We start from the raw sequence: 14,398 nt of genomic DNA on the forward strand, positions 1-14,398 counted from the left end.
CCTGCGGAAACATCTGGGCAAACCGCCTCTGGGCCAGTGAGCGGCCGCAGGCGGAGTCGCTGTCCCCGAAGCATATTTCCGCGAGCAGGTGCATCCTGACGAAAACGCACATTCTTCCTGGGCGAAATACGGCGGGGAGCGCGAGGGGCAGCGCCCCTCGCATTCGTGTCAGACCAGCTGACCCTCGGGCGTGATCCGGGTCCGGCCGCCGAGCCATGGATAAAGCCCCTCGGGCAATGCCACGCCGCCATCCTCGGTCTGGCCGTTCTCGAGGACCGCGATCAGGCAGCGGCCCACGGCAAGTCCCGAGCCGTTCAGCGTGTGCACGAACTGCGGTTTGCCATCCGCGTCGCGGAACCGAGCGTTCATCCGACGCGCCTGGAAATCGCCGCAGGTCGAGACCGAACTGATCTCGCGATAGGTGTTCTGCCCGGGCAGCCAGACTTCGATGTCATAGGTGCGCCGCGCGCCGAAGCCCATGTCTCCGGTGCAGAGAACGACCGTCCTGTAGGCAAGGCCAAGCCGCTGCAGGATACCCTCGGCGCAGCCCAGCATGCGCTTCTGCTCGTCGTCCGAGGTCTCGGGATGGCAGATCGTGACCATCTCGACCTTCTCGAACTGGTGCTGGCGCAGCATGCCGGAAGTGTCCTTTCCCGCGCTTCCCGCTTCCGAGCGGAAGCACTGGGTATGCGCCGTGTAGCGCCGGGGCAGGCTGTCGCCATCGACGATCGTCTCGCGGACGATATTCGTCAGCGTGACCTCGGACGTGGGGATCAGCCACCAGCCGTTCGTCGTGCGATAGCTGTCCTCGGCGAATTTCGGCAGCTGGTTCGTGCCGTACATCGCCTCGTCCCGTACGAGGACCGGCGTGATCGCCTCGGTCAGGCCGTTTTCGGTCGTGTGAATGTCCAGCATCATCTGTGCCAACGCCCGGTGAACGCGGGCCACGGCGCCCGACATCAGGACGAACCGGCTGCCCGAGAGCTTCGCAGCGGTCTCGAAATCCATACCCGGCTTCACGCCCTCGATCTCGAAATGCTCCCTGGGCTTGAAGGAAAACTCGGGCGGGGTGCCCCAGCGGTGGATCTCGACGTTGTCGTTTTCGTCTTCGCCAACGGGCACGTCGTCGGCGGGAAGGTTGTCCAAAGACATCAGCAGGTCGCGCAACCGGTCGTCCTCGGCCTTGGCCTCGGCTTCCAGCCGCGCGATCTCGTCCTTCTTCTCGGCAACGAGCGCGCGCAACCGTTCGAATTCGGCCTCGTCGCCTTTGGCCTTCGCGGCGCCTACCTCTTTCGAGGCCGCGTTGCGCTCGGCCTGAGCAGCCTCTGCTGCGGCGATCCGGGCCCGGCGGCCGGCGTCGATTTCCAGGATTTCCGACGAAGCGCCCGAGATCCCACGCTTCGCCATGGCGGCGTCGAAGGCGGCGGGGTTCTCGCGGATGGCGCGAATATCGTGCATCGGTCTCTCCTCGGGTCATGTCGATGCGCCGCTATATGGCGGATTCGCAACGGCTTTGGAACCATGAAGCGCATGCCTTGATCCGGCCACGTTGCATGGAGATATGAGACGCATGTGGAGCCTTGTCTTCAGACTGGCGCTGATGGCCAGCGCATTGCTCGTGGCGTGGAATTTCGCGCGCGCCTGGCTTGGTGTTCTCTCGGCCCCGAAGAAGCGTCCGGAACTGCCGCCCGAAAGCCCCGCCGAGATCGCGGCGCGCGTCATGGCCGAGGAAGCGACGCGCCATGTCACGGCGATCGAGGTCGCGATCGCGGGGCTGGCCGACACGGAACTCTGGGCGGCGACCGAGCGTTTCACCGGCGCGGTCAGCCGCCTCAAGGACGCCATGTTGGCAGAACCGGCGCATTACCGGCGGGCGAAGCGGCATCTTGGCCAGATCCTGATCGCCGCCGAACAGACCGCGAAACATTTTGCCCGACACTACGCCGCGACGCCCGACCCCGGCACGCGCCGGCGGTTCCTTGAGCTTTTGGGCGATCTGGGAGAGGCCTTCGACCGGGCGGCGGGACACTACGCCAGCGCGGGCGCCGCCGAGTTGCAGGCCGAGGCCGAGGCGCTGAAGGAGCTTCTGCGCCGGACCCGTCGCTGAACCGAAACGGGCGCGGGCAAGAAAAACCCGGTCCTCCCTTGCTTGCCAAGGTCAAAGCCCACAGATAGGGTGCGCGCCAATCCAAACGGGGGGGACACCCCCGGCCAATAACACAAGGACTGACGATGTTCGTGACACCAGCCTACGCCCAGGCGGCCGGTGGAGCAGGGGGAGCCTTCGCGAGCTTTCTGCCCCTGATCCTCATTTTCCTGATCATGTATTTCCTGCTGATCCGCCCGCAGCAGAAGAAACTGAAAGAGCATCAGGCCATGGTCGAGGCGCTGCGGCGCGGTGACCAGGTGGTGACCGCCGGCGGCCTCGTGGGCAAGGTGACCAAGGTGCGCGACGACGGCGAAGTCGAAGTCGAGATCGCATCCGGTGTCAATGTTCGCGTGGTCAAGCACACGATCACAACGGTGCGGTCCAAGACGGAACCCGCGAACTCCTGACGAAGGGGCCGCCCCGATGCTTCAGATCCCTGCGTGGAAGCGCATTTCCATTCTGGCCGTATGCCTGGCTGGCATTGTCTTTGCGTTTCCGAACGCGTTCTACACCCGCGTAGAACAGCATAACGACGCTGTTGCCGAGATTGACGCCTTGGGTGCTACGCCCGAGCGCGAGGAGGCGGCGGCCGGCTGGCCCTCGTTCCTGCCGGCGACGCTGGTCAACCTCGGGCTCGACCTGAGGGGCGGGGCGCACCTGCTGGCCGAGGTCCATGTCGAGGACGTCTATTCCGACCGGATGGACGGCTATTGGCCCGAGGTGCGCGACGCACTCGTCGGCATCCGCGACCAGGTGGGGTTCGTCGAACGTCTGGACAGCGCGCCCGAGGGCACGCTCCAGATCCGCATCCAGAATGCCGAGGCGATGCCGGGCGCTCTCGAAGCGGTCCGCGCCTTGGCCCAGCCCGTCGTGTCCCTGACCGGCGTCGGAGCGCGAGATATCGAAGTCGCGGGTGACGGCAACGTCATCACCGTGCAGCTGACGCCCGAAGAAAAGGTCGCCACCGACAACCGGACGATCCAGCAGGCGCTGGAAATCATCCGCCGTCGTGTGGACGAGGTCGGCACGCGCGAGCCGACCATCCAGCGGCAGGGCGAGAACCGTATCCTGATCCAGGTGCCGGGCATCGGTTCGGCCGCGGAACTCAAGGCGCTGATCGGCACGACCGCGCGCCTGACCTTCCACCCGGTTGTCAGCCGCACGGGCGACCCACAGGCCATCCCGGGGCCGGGCAACATCGTGGTGCAGGATCTCGAGAACGAGAACGAGTATTACATCGTCGAACAGGCGGCGGTGCTGTCGGGCGAGGACCTCGTGGATGCCCAGCCGACCTTCGACCAGAACGGGATGCCGGCGGTCAGTTTCCGCTTCAACCCGTCCGGCGCGCGGGTTTTCGGCCAGTACACCTCAGAGAACGTGGGTGCCCTGTTCGCCACCGTTCTGGACGACCGGGTGATCACCGCGCCGCAAATCCGAGAGCCCATCACCGGCGGATCGGGGCAGATCACCGGAAATTTCTCCGTCGAATCCTCGACACAGCTTGCCGTTCTCCTCCGGGCCGGCGCCCTGCCGGCAGAGCTGACCTTCCTGGAAGAGCGCACGATCGGCCCCGAACTGGGGCAGGACAGCATCGACGCGGGCCGCATCGCCTGTATCGTCGCCTTCGTGGCCGTGCTGGTCTTCATGGTCCTGTCCTACGGGCTGTTCGGCGTGTTCGCGAATCTCGCGCTTCTCCTGAACGTGGGGCTCATGTTCGGCGTGCTTTCGGTCATCGGTGCGACGCTGACGCTGCCGGGCATCGCCGGGATCGTGCTGACCATCGGCATGGCGGTCGACGCCAACGTGCTTGTCTTCGAACGGATTCGCGAAGAACTGCGAACGGCCAAGGGTCCGTCGCGGGCCATCGAACTGGGCTACGAGCGCGCGCTGTCAGCCATCATCGACGCCAACATCACCACGTTCATCACCGCCACGATCCTCTTCGTACTCGGCTCGGGCCCGGTTCGCGGCTTTGCCGTGACGCTGGGAATCGGTATCCTGACATCAGTCTTCACCGCGATTTTCGTGACCCGGCTGTTCATCGTGATGTGGTTCGAACGCAAACGTCCCCGGACCATCGAGGTGTGATCCCATGCGACTGAGACTGGTTCCCGAACAGACGAATATCGACTTCTTCCGCTTCGCGCGGGTGACCCTGGGCGCTTCCGTTGTTGCCGTCATCCTGTCCATCGCCGCCTGGCTGCTGATCGGACTTAACTTCGGGATCGACTTCCGCGGCGGCACCACGATCCGCACCGAGGCAAGCCAGCCCGTCGACGTGGCCGCATACCGCGCCGCGGTCGAGGCGCAGAATCTCGGCCAGGTCTCGATTTCCGAGGTTTTCGATCCCTCCTTCCGTGACGACCAGTATGTGGCGATGATCCGCATCGAGGCCCAGGAGGGCCAGGAAAGCGCCACGGGAGAGGTCATCCAGGCCGTTGAAGCCGCGCTTTTGGCCGTCGAGCCCTCGATCAAGTTCACCTCGGTCGAATCCGTGGGTCCCAAGGTTTCGGGCGAGCTGATCCAGACCGCCATTCTTGCCGTCCTTGCGGCGATGGGGGCGATCCTCGTCTACATCTGGCTCAGGTTCGAGTGGCAGTTCGCCGTCGGCGCCATCGCGGCCCTGATCCATGACGTGATCCTGACCATCGGCATTTTCAGCATTCTGCAGATCCGCTTCGATCTCGCCACCATCGCGGCGCTTCTGACGATCGTCGGCTACTCGATCAACGACACGGTGGTCATCTTCGATCGCCTGCGCGAGAACCTCAGGAAGTACAAGACGACGCCTCTGCAGGAGGTCATGAACCTGACCACGAACGAAACTCTCAGCCGCACCCTGATGACCTCCGGCACGACGCTGCTGGCGCTGATCGCACTCCTGATCCTTGGCGGCGACGTGATCCGCGGATTCATCTTCGCGATCACCTGGGGCATCATCGTCGGTACCTATTCCTCGGTCTATGTCGCCAAGAACGTGGTCCTGATGCTGGGCGTGAAGCGCGACTGGTCAAAGCCGACCGATGGCGGTGCGGGCACGCGGTTCGGCAATATCGATGCCTGACGCTGCCGCCCAGCTTCTGAGCCCACGGGCACAGAGCTATCGCGGCAGAATCACCGACCCTGACCTCTGGGACGGCTTTGCGCCCAGGCGGGGCGACGTGATCCTGGCGACACCTGCGAAATCCGGCACGACATGGGCGCAAAGCATGATCGCGATGCTTCTGCGGGGTACGACCGATTTGCCGGACGTTCTGGGGCGCGTCTCGCCGTGGATCGACGCGACGTTCCAGCCCGCCGCCGAGACGCAGGCGCTTCTCGACCGCCAGACCGGGCGCCGCGTGATCAAGACCCATACGCCTCTCGACGGCTGGCCCGTCTGGGACGGTGTCCACGTGGTCGTGGTCTTCCGGCATCCCATGGAAGTCTTCCTGTCCAGCCGGAAACACCTCCAGAACCGGCGGGGCCTCGACTCGCATCCAATGCTGGAAAGCCAGTCCGATGCTCTGGATTTCTACCTCGAGACACCGTTCTCGCCGGACGAGGTCGACCGGGACACGCTGGCGACCATCGTTGCGCATTTCGAGGCCACGCAGCTTGGCCGCTGGCCCGGGGCGCTCATGCTGAACTACGCCGCCATGTCGCGCGACCATGCCGGGACCATCGCGCGCCTTGATGCTCACCTTGGAGCCGGCGCATCGCCCGAATTGCGGGAACGGATTCGCCAGGCGACCGAATTCGGCGCAATGAAATCCCGCGCCGCCGAGTTCGCGCCCGAGGTGTCCAACAACCTCTGGCATGATGAACGCGCGTTCTTCGCCTCCGGACGATCCGGCGGCTGGCAGGACCAGTTCACCGAGGCCCAGATCGCGCGCTACGACGCGCGCTTCGCCGACCTTTTGCCCGACCCGCGGCTCCGGCGCTGGATCGAGACCGGTCAGGGAGATGTCTGACTCGCTGGCCCGCGCCTTTGCGACGGAGGGACTTTGGCTTCTCACCCTCGGCGCCTTTCTCGCCGGAATCGTGCGCGGCTTCACGGGTTTCGGCACAGCGATGGTTTATCTGCCGGTCGCCGCGCAGGTGCTGTCGCCGTTCGAGGCCTTGACGACGCTCCTGATCAAGGATCTGACCGGCCCCTTGATCCACGTCCCCCGAGCCCTGCGCGACGGGCATCCGGGCGACGTGGTGCGGCTTGGTATCGGCGCACTCGTTGGTCTGCCGTTCGGAGTGTGGGTACTGGCGCAGGTGCCTCCCGAGGTCTTTCGCTGGGGCGTGTCCCTCGTGGCGCTCGGCATGCTTGCCCTGCTGATCGGCGGAGTGCGGTACCGAGGCCGGCTTACAAAGCCGCTGATCTTCGCTACGGGAGCCATCGGGGGCTTTCTCGCCGGATGCGTCGGGCTTCCGGGCCCGCCGATCATCCTTCTCTACATGGCCTCGACGTTGCCGATCACGGCGATCCGCGCCAACAGCATGCTCTACCTGATCCTGGCGGACATTCTTCTGCTGGCGGTTCTTTGGTGGAACGGGTACCTCGTGGTGACGGCGCTCATGCTGGGCGTTCTGATGATCCTGCCCTATACCTTGGGCAATTGGGCGGGTGGGCGGCTTTTCCGGCCCGAGGCCGAGCGGTACTATCGCGTGGCGGCCTACCTGATCATCGCGGGCTCGGCGCTTCTGGGCCTGCCTGTCTGGGACTGAGAGAAATGCGGCTGAACGAAGTCAGATATACCGACGCACTTCCCGTAGAGGGCTATGGCCCCGGCTTCTTCCGTATCGGCGGCGTCCCGCGCAAAGGCGCCGTGGCCATTCTGCCCACCGGTGTCGCCGCCTGGGGCGGATACGGGGATACCGCGACACTCGTCTCCGCCGACATCGACGTTCTCCTCGTCGGAACCGGCGCCGAGATCGCCCATGTGCCGCCGGCATTCCGCGACGCCCTGGAAAGCGCGGGTATCGGGGTCGAGGCCATGGCCAGCCCGCAGGCCTGCCGCACCTACAACGTTCTTCTGGGCGAGGGGCGCCGCGTGGCGCTCGCCGCGCTGCCGGTCTGATCCATGGCGCTGCTCTCGGTCACGAACCTGACCTGCGCGCGCGGCGGCCTGCCTGTCCTGGCGGGGCTCGCCTTCTCGCTTTCGCCCGGCCAGGCGCTGATCCTGCGCGGCCCGAACGGTTCCGGCAAGACGACGCTTCTTCGCACCATCGCCGGTCTCCAGCCTCCGGTCACCGGCACGATAGAGGCCGCGCCCGACAGCATCGCCTACGCGGCCCATTCCGACGGACTGAAGTCGACGCTGACGGTGGCCGAGAATCTCGAATTCTGGGCTGCGCTTTTCGGCACCTCCGGCATCGGCCCGGCGCTTGAAGCCTTCGATCTCACCGGTCTCAGGGACCGCATGGCGGGCCGCCTGTCGGCTGGGCAGAAGCGCCGTCTCGGCCTGGCCCGGCTTCTGGTTGCCGGCCGTCCGGTCTGGGCGCTCGACGAACCCACCGTGTCGCTCGATAGCGCTTCGGTGGGGCTCTTCGCCGCCGCCACCCGCGCGCACCTCGCCGAAGGCGGCGCGGCGCTCATCGCGACCCATATCGATCTCGGCCTCGACGCCGACACGCTGGATGTCTCGGGTTTCCGCGCCACCGAGGCGGCGGCCACCGATTTCGACGAGGCCTTCGCATGATCCGCCTCCTGACCCGGGACCTGAAACTGGCGATCCGGGCCGGCGGGGGCTTCGGCCTGGCCCTGGCCTTCTTCCTGATCGTGACGGTGCTGGTTCCCTTCGGCGTCGGACCTGACGCGGCGATCCTCGGGCCGATCGCGCCGGGTATCCTCTGGATCGGCGCGCTTCTCGCCTGTCTCCTGTCGCTCGACCGCATCTTCGCCACCGATTTCGAGGACGGCTCGCTGGAACTGCTGGCCACCGCACCGATTCCGCTCGAGGCCGTCGTCGCGATCAAGGCTCTGGCGCACTGGATCACCACGGGCCTGCCGTTGACGCTGGCGGCGCCGCTCTTCGGCATCTTCCTGAACCTGCCCGGCCCGGCCTTCGCGGCGCTGGTGCTGACCCTGCTCCTCGGCACCCCGGCGCTCTCGATGATCGGCGCGTTCGGCGCGGCGCTGACGGTGGGGCTCAAGCGCGGCGGGCTTCTGCTGTCGCTTCTCGTCCTGCCGCTCTACGTGCCGACCCTGATTTTCGGTGCCACCGCCGTGCGCCGCGCGGCGGAGGGACTGGCCTCGGGCGCCCCGGTCACGCTCCTGGCCGGTATCACCTTCGCGGCGCTCGCGCTCCTGCCGTTCGCCGGCGCCGCGGCGCTCCGGATCAATCTCCGATGACCCCGGTCCTTCTTCCTGGCTCAAATACGGCGGGGAGCGCGAGGGGCGGCGCCCCTCGCATCGGGCGGGCCGCGACACTTCGCACAAGCGGTCGTGACTTGTAGGCGGGGCCGGGGCTGAGTAGGTAAATTCCATGTCACTCTGGGAATACGCCAATCCGCGGAAATTCATGGCCACGACCGATCGGCTCGTGATGCCGCTTTTCGTGCTGGCCGGACTCTGCCTTGCGGTCGGACTGGTCTGGGGCTTCTTCTTCACCCCCGACGACTTCCGCATGGGCTCGACCGTCAAGATCATCTACATCCACGTGCCGTCCGCGATGATGGCGATCAACATCTGGGCGATGATGCTGGTGACCTCGCTCGTATGGCTGATCCGGCGGCATCACGTCTCGGCGCTTGCGGCGAAGGCTGCGGCGCCCATCGGGGTCACCATGACGCTGATCGCGCTCTTCACAGGGGCCGTTTGGGGTCAGCCGATGTGGGGCACATGGTGGGCCTGGGATCCGCGTCTGACCTCGTTCCTGATCCTCTTCCTCTTCTACCTCGGCTACATGGCGCTCTGGGCGGCGATCGAGGACCCGGACACGGCGGCGGACCTGACCAGCGTCCTCTGTCTTGTCGGTTCGGTCTTCGCGCTCCTGTCCCGTTACGCGGTCAATTTCTGGAACCAGGGCCTGCACCAGGGCGCGACACTGTCGCTCGACAAGGAAGAGAACATCTCGGATGTCTTCTGGTTGCCGCTTCTCGTGTCCATCGCCGGCTTCATCCTCCTGTTCGTCGCACTGGTGCTCCTGCGCACGCGGACCGAGATCCGTGCCCGCCGCATTCACGCGATCGAAGCCCGCGAGAGGATGACCTGATGCCCGAACTCGGCAAATACGCGGTCGAGGTCGCGCTGTCCTATGGCGTCACGGCGATCCTGCTCATTGGGATCGTGACCCTCTCGGTGGTGCAAAGCCGCAAGGTGCGCCGGTCGCTGGAAAGCGCCGAGGCGCGTCAGAAGAATGGCTGAGAAGCGGTCTTTCCCTTGGCTGGCCCTGATCCCGCCAGTCGTATTCGCCGCTCTTGCGGGACTGTTCTTCGGTGGGATGTACCGCGACGACCCCGATGCGCTGCCGTCCACCCTGGTAGGACAGCCTGCGCCGCCGGTATCCCTGACGCCGGTGGGGTCCGTGCCGCCCTTTGACAATTCCGTGATGGCCGACGGTCAGGTCAAGATCGTGAATTACTGGGCCAGCTGGTGCGCGCCCTGCCGGGTGGAACACCCGCAACTGATGCGGCTGGCCGAGGAGGGGCTGCCCATCTACGGGATCAATTACAAGGATGATTCGCAGAAGGCGATCGCCTTCCTGGAAGAGCTGGGCGACCCCTATGTCGGGATCGGCGCCGATACCGCGGGACGCGTCGCGATCGACTGGGGCGTCTACGGAGTGCCCGAGACATTCGTGCTCGATGGTACCGGAAACGTGGTCCTGCGCTTCGCCGGTCCGATCACCGAAAGCATCCTGGAAAACAGGATACGTCCGGCGATCGGAAAGGCGTCAGGAACCCAATAGCCAGATCAGGATCAGTGCCACCAAAGCCGCGCCTTCCAGGGGCGGAAGTGAAAGCGGCATTGCGCGGGCTATCACCCTGAGACTGTCACTCGTACGATGCATACTACGCTACCCCTGAACTGTTTACGGTCCCATTTATGCCTAATTTTCGCCAATTTACGAGGGAAACAGCCTGTTCAGGTTGTATTTCGAAGCAGCGCCGAAACAGTGCGCCTGTCCTTTCGGAACTGTTCGAAATTTCTTCGCAATCATTCGGGATGATGGCCACGGAACCGACGCAATTTGACCGCGTGGGCCGACTCACTTCGGGACAGAACGGGGGTCCGAAAAGCACGGGCGCTCCGGTCTTCCGACCGAAGCGCCCTGAAGATGGATTGCCTGCCCTAGTTGAGTATTCGTAAGGCACGACCTAGGCCACAGGCTCGTCGTCCACGACCGAATAATATCTCGGCGATTGTCTGGACTATCCCCCTCTGCACGCACTCATTAAAATCGTTAGTCTTAACCCCTCACTCGTTACCTACCTATCCGTTAGCATATATTTGACCCTGCGTCATCGGTTTCGTCGCCAATTTCACGTTTCTGAAACGAAAGCGGCCGCGCAAAAAGCGCGGCCGCACAATTCTTCATCGCTTTGAAAATCAGGCCGACTTGGCGAGATCCCTCAGCACATAGTGCAGAACACCGCCGTGCTCGATGTATTCCTTCTCGATTGCGGTATCGATCCGGCACTTGATCTGGATCTCCTTCACGGAGCCGTCCGCAAAGGTGATTGTACAAGGCACAAGCGATTGCGGCTTGAGATCGCCTTCCAGACCCGTGATCGAGACCGTCTCTTCGCCGGTCAGGCCCAGCGACTTGCGGGTGTCGCCGTCGGTGAACTCGAAGGGAATGACCCCCATGCCGACCAGGTTGGAACGGTGGATACGCTCGAATGATTCCGCGACCACGGCCTTCACGCCCAGAAGGGCGGTGCCCTTGGCGGCCCAGTCGCGCGACGATCCTGCGCCGTACTGCTCACCGGCGAAGATCACCAGGGGCGTGCCCTGCTCCTGATAGGCCATGGCGGCGTCGTAGATCGCCATCTGGCTGCCGTCCGGTCCGGTGGTGTAGCCGCCCTCGACGCCATCCAGCATTTCGTTGCGGATACGGATGTTGGCGAAGGTGCCACGCATCATGACCTCGTGGTTGCCGCGGCGCGAGCCGTAGGAGTTGAACTCCCGCGGAGCCACCTGACGGTCGACAAGGTACCGCCCGGCTGGGGTCGTGTCCTTGAACGATCCAGCCGGGCTGATGTGGTCGGTGGTGACCATGTCGCCCAGGATTGCCAGAATGCGAGCGCCTTCGACGTTGCTGATGACGCCGGGTTCCTGCGCCATGCCCTGGAAATAGGGCGGGTTCTGAACGTAGGTCGAGGTCGACGGCCAGTCATAGGTCAGACTGTCGGTGGTCTTGACGCCGCGCCACTTCTCGTCGCCCTTGAACACATCGGCATATTTCGACTGGAAGGCTTCGCGCGTCACGGTCTGTTCGACCAGCTCGGCGACTTCCCTCTGCGTCGGCCAGATGTCCTTCAGATAGACAGGGTTGCCGTCGCTGCCGGTTCCGATCGGATCGGTCGCCACGTTGATGTTCATGTCGCCGGCCAGAGCGTAGGCCACCACCAGCGGCGGCGAAGCCAGGTAGTTGGCGCGGACATCGGGGCTGATCCTGCCCTCGAAGTTCCGGTTGCCGGACAGAACGCTGGTGGCGATCAGGTCGTTTTCGTTGATCGACTTGGAGATTTCCGGCTGAAGCGGACCGGAGTTGCCGATGCAGGTCGTGCAGCCGTAGCCCACGAGGTTGAACCCGATGGCGTCGAGATCCTCCTGCAGACCGGCGGCCTCCAGGTAGGCTGAAACCACCTGGCTGCCCGGTGCCAGCGAAGTCTTGACCCAGGGCTTGCGGGTCAGGCCCTTGGCGCGCGCTTTCCGCGCCACGAGGCCGGCGCCGATCATGACATAGGGGTTCGAGGTGTTGGTGCAGGAAGTGATCGAGGCGATCACCACCGAGCCGTCCCGCAGCGTGTACTCTTCGCCTTCGACCTTGGCCGTCTTGCGTGCATCGGCGGGCGCGGTCAGCGTGTCGCCTTCGGAGGCCATGTCCAGCGCACCGTTCGAGGCATCAACGCCGCGGTATTCGCATACGACCTTGTAGAACGAGTCGGCAGCGCGATCGAGCGGGGTATAGTCCTGCGGACGCTTCGGTCCCGAGATCGCCGGAACGATGGTTCCCATGTCGAGGTGCAGCGTGTCGGTGTAGATCGGTGCGTAATCCGCGCCGCGCCAGAAGCCGTTCTCCTTGGCATAGGCCTCGACCAGCGCAATGCGGTCCTCGGAGCGGCCCGACTGGCGCAGGTAGCGTAGAGTTTCGTCGTCGATCGGGAAGAAGCCGCAGGTCGCGCCGTATTCCGGTGCCATGTTGGCGATGGTCGCGCGGTCGGCCAGCGGCAGGTGATCCAGCCCCTTGCCGAAAAACTCGACGAACTTGCCGACGACACCTTTCTTCCGCAGCATTTCCACGACCTTCAGCACCAGGTCGGTGCCCGTGGTGCCCTCGACCATCTGGCCGGTCAGCTCGAAACCCACGACCTCGGGAATCAGCATCGAGATCGGCTGGCCCAGCATCGCGGCCTCGGCTTCGATTCCACCGACGCCCCAGCCAAGAACGGCAAGGCCATTGACCATCGTCGTATGGCTGTCAGTGCCGACCAGCGTGTCGGGGTAGGCCACTTCCTGGCCGGCCTGATCGGTGTCGGTCCAGACCGTCTGCGACAGGTATTCCAGGTTCACCTGGTGGCAGATCCCCGTTCCCGGCGGAACGACGCGGAAATTGTTGAACGCGCTCTGACCCCATTTGAGGAAGGTATAGCGCTCCATGTTCCGCTCGTACTCGCGGTCCACGTTCATCTGGAACGCGCGCGGGTTGCCGAACTCGTCGATCATGACCGAGTGGTCGATCACGAGGTCAACGGGGTTCAGCGGGTTGATCTTCTCGGCGTCGCCGCCAAGCGCCACGATGCCGTCGCGCATCGCCGCCAGGTCCACAACCGCGGGCACACCGGTGAAATCCTGCATCAGCACGCGGGCAGGGCGGTATGCGATCTCGCGCGGGTTCTGTCCGCCGTTCGCTCCCCATTCGCCGAAGGCGCGGATGTCATCGACGCTGACCGTCTTGCCATCCTCGAAGCGCAGCATGTTTTCCAGAACCACTTTCAGCGAAGCGGGCAGGCGGCTGAAATCGCCAAGACCTGCGGCCTCTGCCGCCGGGATCGAGTAATAGGCAACGGACTGGCCGCCGACTGTCAGGGTCTTGCGGGTCTTGGAACTGTCGTGTCCGACGGTGATGGGCATGGATGACCTCCCTGGGGTTGAACGGGAATTTGAGGCGGGCATACTCCCCTCGCGGGCCTTTCCGCAAGGGGGTGCGGCTATTTTGTATACCATGGTGCACAAAAAAATCCACCAACTTCGGGTCATCCGCGTCCTGTGGTGCTCGCGCCGCTGTAACCAACTCTCTCAAAACCTTGATTGGCACGTCGGGGATGTCTCGGTTACGCAGGGATCAAGCTTGGAATGAAAAGGACCGCGCCATGCGATCGCGCCTTCTGACTCTTGTTGCGGCAGCCTGGACCGCACTCGGCGGCGCTGCTGCCGCCGACGGACCTGTCGTGGTCGAACTCTTCACCTCGCAAGGTTGCTCCTCCTGCCCGCCGGCTGACAAGATTCTTGCCGAGATCGCGGAGCGCGACGATATCATCGCCCTCGCGCTTCATGTCGACTACTGGGACTATATCGGGTGGAAGGACCTGTTCGCGAAACCCGCCTTCACGCTGCGCCAGCGTGCCTATGCCCACGCCGCCGGAGAGCGTTCGATCTACACCCCGCAAATGATCGTCGGAGGGGTCGACCACGTGGTCGGCACCAAGCCGATGAAATTGGCCGAGCGGATTGCGGCGCATGCCGATGCGGCGGACGCGGTCTCGGTGCGGCTGTCGCGGTCCGGCGATCGCGTCTCGATCGAGGCCAGGGCCGAGGGCCGGGTGCCCACCGGCATGGTCGTGCAACTGGTGACCTATACACCAAAGGCGACGGTTGAGATCGGCCGGGGCGAGAATGCCGGGCGCCGTCTCAGTTATCACAACATCGTCCGCGATTGGGTCGAGGTCGGCACTTGGGACGGGCGCGGGGTTTTCAAGTCCGATGTCCGGGTATCCGCGGATATGCCGGTCGCGGTCCTCGTGCAGGCAAGGGACGCGGGTCCCATTCTCGGCGCCGCAAAAACCCGCTAGAGTGTCCACTCCTGCCGCGGATACCGGACCCGGCGA

Annotated in this window: 15 protein-coding genes; 13 read left to right on the forward strand and 2 right to left on the reverse strand. The window is 64.6% G+C overall.

The window, feature by feature from the left end; translation table 11 throughout:
- Positions 1-168: 168 nt before the first annotated feature.
- Positions 169-1,458 (reverse strand): serine--tRNA ligase, encoded by a 1,290-nt coding sequence (gene serS, locus ACKLNI_RS00765; protein ID WP_413717080.1) that lies wholly within the window; start codon positions 1,456-1,458, stop codon positions 169-171.
- A gap of 112 nt (positions 1,459-1,570) precedes the next feature.
- On the opposite strand from serS, the gene ACKLNI_RS00770 reads away from it, so the two are divergent.
- The 12 genes from ACKLNI_RS00770 to ACKLNI_RS00825 all read left to right on the forward strand — a co-directional run bounded on the left by ACKLNI_RS00770 (position 1,571) and on the right by ACKLNI_RS00825 (position 10,032).
- On the forward strand, positions 1,571-2,107 hold the full coding sequence (locus ACKLNI_RS00770) for a hypothetical protein (protein ID WP_413717081.1): 537 nt from the start codon (positions 1,571-1,573) through the stop codon (positions 2,105-2,107).
- 125 nt (positions 2,108-2,232) lie between these two features.
- Positions 2,233-2,556, forward strand: coding sequence for a preprotein translocase subunit YajC (gene yajC, locus ACKLNI_RS00775; RefSeq protein ID WP_413717082.1), 324 nt, complete (start codon positions 2,233-2,235; stop codon positions 2,554-2,556).
- 16 nt (positions 2,557-2,572) lie between these two features.
- Positions 2,573-4,237: a protein translocase subunit SecD gene (gene secD / locus ACKLNI_RS00780; RefSeq protein WP_413717083.1), complete on the forward strand. Its 1,665-nt coding sequence runs from the start codon at positions 2,573-2,575 to the stop codon at positions 4,235-4,237.
- A 4-nt stretch (positions 4,238-4,241) separates the two neighbouring features.
- A complete protein-coding gene (gene secF, locus ACKLNI_RS00785) occupies positions 4,242-5,213 on the forward strand; it encodes a protein translocase subunit SecF (protein ID WP_413717084.1) in 972 nt (323 codons plus the stop codon).
- On the forward strand, positions 5,206-6,102 hold the full coding sequence (locus ACKLNI_RS00790; RefSeq protein ID WP_413717085.1) for a sulfotransferase domain-containing protein: 897 nt from the start codon (positions 5,206-5,208) through the stop codon (positions 6,100-6,102). Before secF ends, ACKLNI_RS00790 begins: the two co-directional genes overlap by 8 nt.
- Positions 6,095-6,847 carry a sulfite exporter TauE/SafE family protein gene (locus ACKLNI_RS00795; RefSeq protein WP_413717086.1) on the forward strand — a complete coding sequence of 251 codons (753 nt, stop codon included), beginning with the start codon at positions 6,095-6,097 and terminating at the stop codon, positions 6,845-6,847. The genes ACKLNI_RS00790 and ACKLNI_RS00795 overlap by 8 nt, the downstream gene beginning before the upstream one ends.
- 5 nt (positions 6,848-6,852) lie before the next feature.
- Positions 6,853-7,200 carry an Mth938-like domain-containing protein gene (locus ACKLNI_RS00800; RefSeq protein ID WP_413717087.1) on the forward strand — a complete coding sequence of 116 codons (348 nt, stop codon included), beginning with the start codon at positions 6,853-6,855 and terminating at the stop codon, positions 7,198-7,200.
- A 3-nt stretch (positions 7,201-7,203) separates the two neighbouring features.
- Positions 7,204-7,821 carry a heme ABC exporter ATP-binding protein CcmA gene (ccmA, locus tag ACKLNI_RS00805; RefSeq protein ID WP_413717088.1) on the forward strand — a complete coding sequence of 206 codons (618 nt, stop codon included), beginning with the start codon at positions 7,204-7,206 and terminating at the stop codon, positions 7,819-7,821.
- Positions 7,818-8,474 (forward strand): heme exporter protein CcmB, encoded by a 657-nt coding sequence (gene ccmB / locus ACKLNI_RS00810; protein ID WP_413717089.1) that lies wholly within the window; start codon positions 7,818-7,820, stop codon positions 8,472-8,474. The genes ccmA and ccmB overlap by 4 nt, the downstream gene beginning before the upstream one ends.
- 133 nt (positions 8,475-8,607) lie before the next feature.
- Positions 8,608-9,336, forward strand: a complete 729-nt coding sequence (locus ACKLNI_RS00815) for a heme ABC transporter permease (RefSeq protein ID WP_413717090.1) — start codon at positions 8,608-8,610, stop codon at positions 9,334-9,336.
- Positions 9,336-9,488 carry a heme exporter protein CcmD gene (ccmD, locus tag ACKLNI_RS00820; RefSeq protein WP_413717091.1) on the forward strand — a complete coding sequence of 51 codons (153 nt, stop codon included), beginning with the start codon at positions 9,336-9,338 and terminating at the stop codon, positions 9,486-9,488. The genes ACKLNI_RS00815 and ccmD overlap by 1 nt, the downstream gene beginning before the upstream one ends.
- Positions 9,481-10,032, forward strand: a complete 552-nt coding sequence (locus ACKLNI_RS00825; protein WP_413717092.1) for a DsbE family thiol:disulfide interchange protein — start codon at positions 9,481-9,483, stop codon at positions 10,030-10,032. Before ccmD ends, ACKLNI_RS00825 begins: the two co-directional genes overlap by 8 nt.
- 641 nt (positions 10,033-10,673) lie before the next feature.
- Here the strand turns inward: ACKLNI_RS00825 and acnA are convergent.
- Positions 10,674-13,424 carry an aconitate hydratase AcnA gene (gene acnA, locus ACKLNI_RS00830; protein WP_413717093.1) on the reverse strand — a complete coding sequence of 917 codons (2,751 nt, stop codon included), beginning with the start codon at positions 13,422-13,424 and terminating at the stop codon, positions 10,674-10,676.
- A gap of 239 nt (positions 13,425-13,663) precedes the next feature.
- Here acnA and ACKLNI_RS00835 point away from each other — a divergent pair, with 239 nt between their 5' ends.
- The gene (locus tag ACKLNI_RS00835; RefSeq protein ID WP_413717094.1) at positions 13,664-14,362 is read left to right on the forward strand and encodes a DUF1223 domain-containing protein; all 699 of its coding nucleotides are present in this window, start codon (positions 13,664-13,666) and stop codon (positions 14,360-14,362) included.
- Positions 14,363-14,398: the final 36 nt, after the last annotated feature.

Source organism: Silicimonas lutimaris, assembly GCF_047314965.1.
Classification (GTDB): domain Bacteria; phylum Pseudomonadota; class Alphaproteobacteria; order Rhodobacterales; family Rhodobacteraceae; genus JAVJUV01.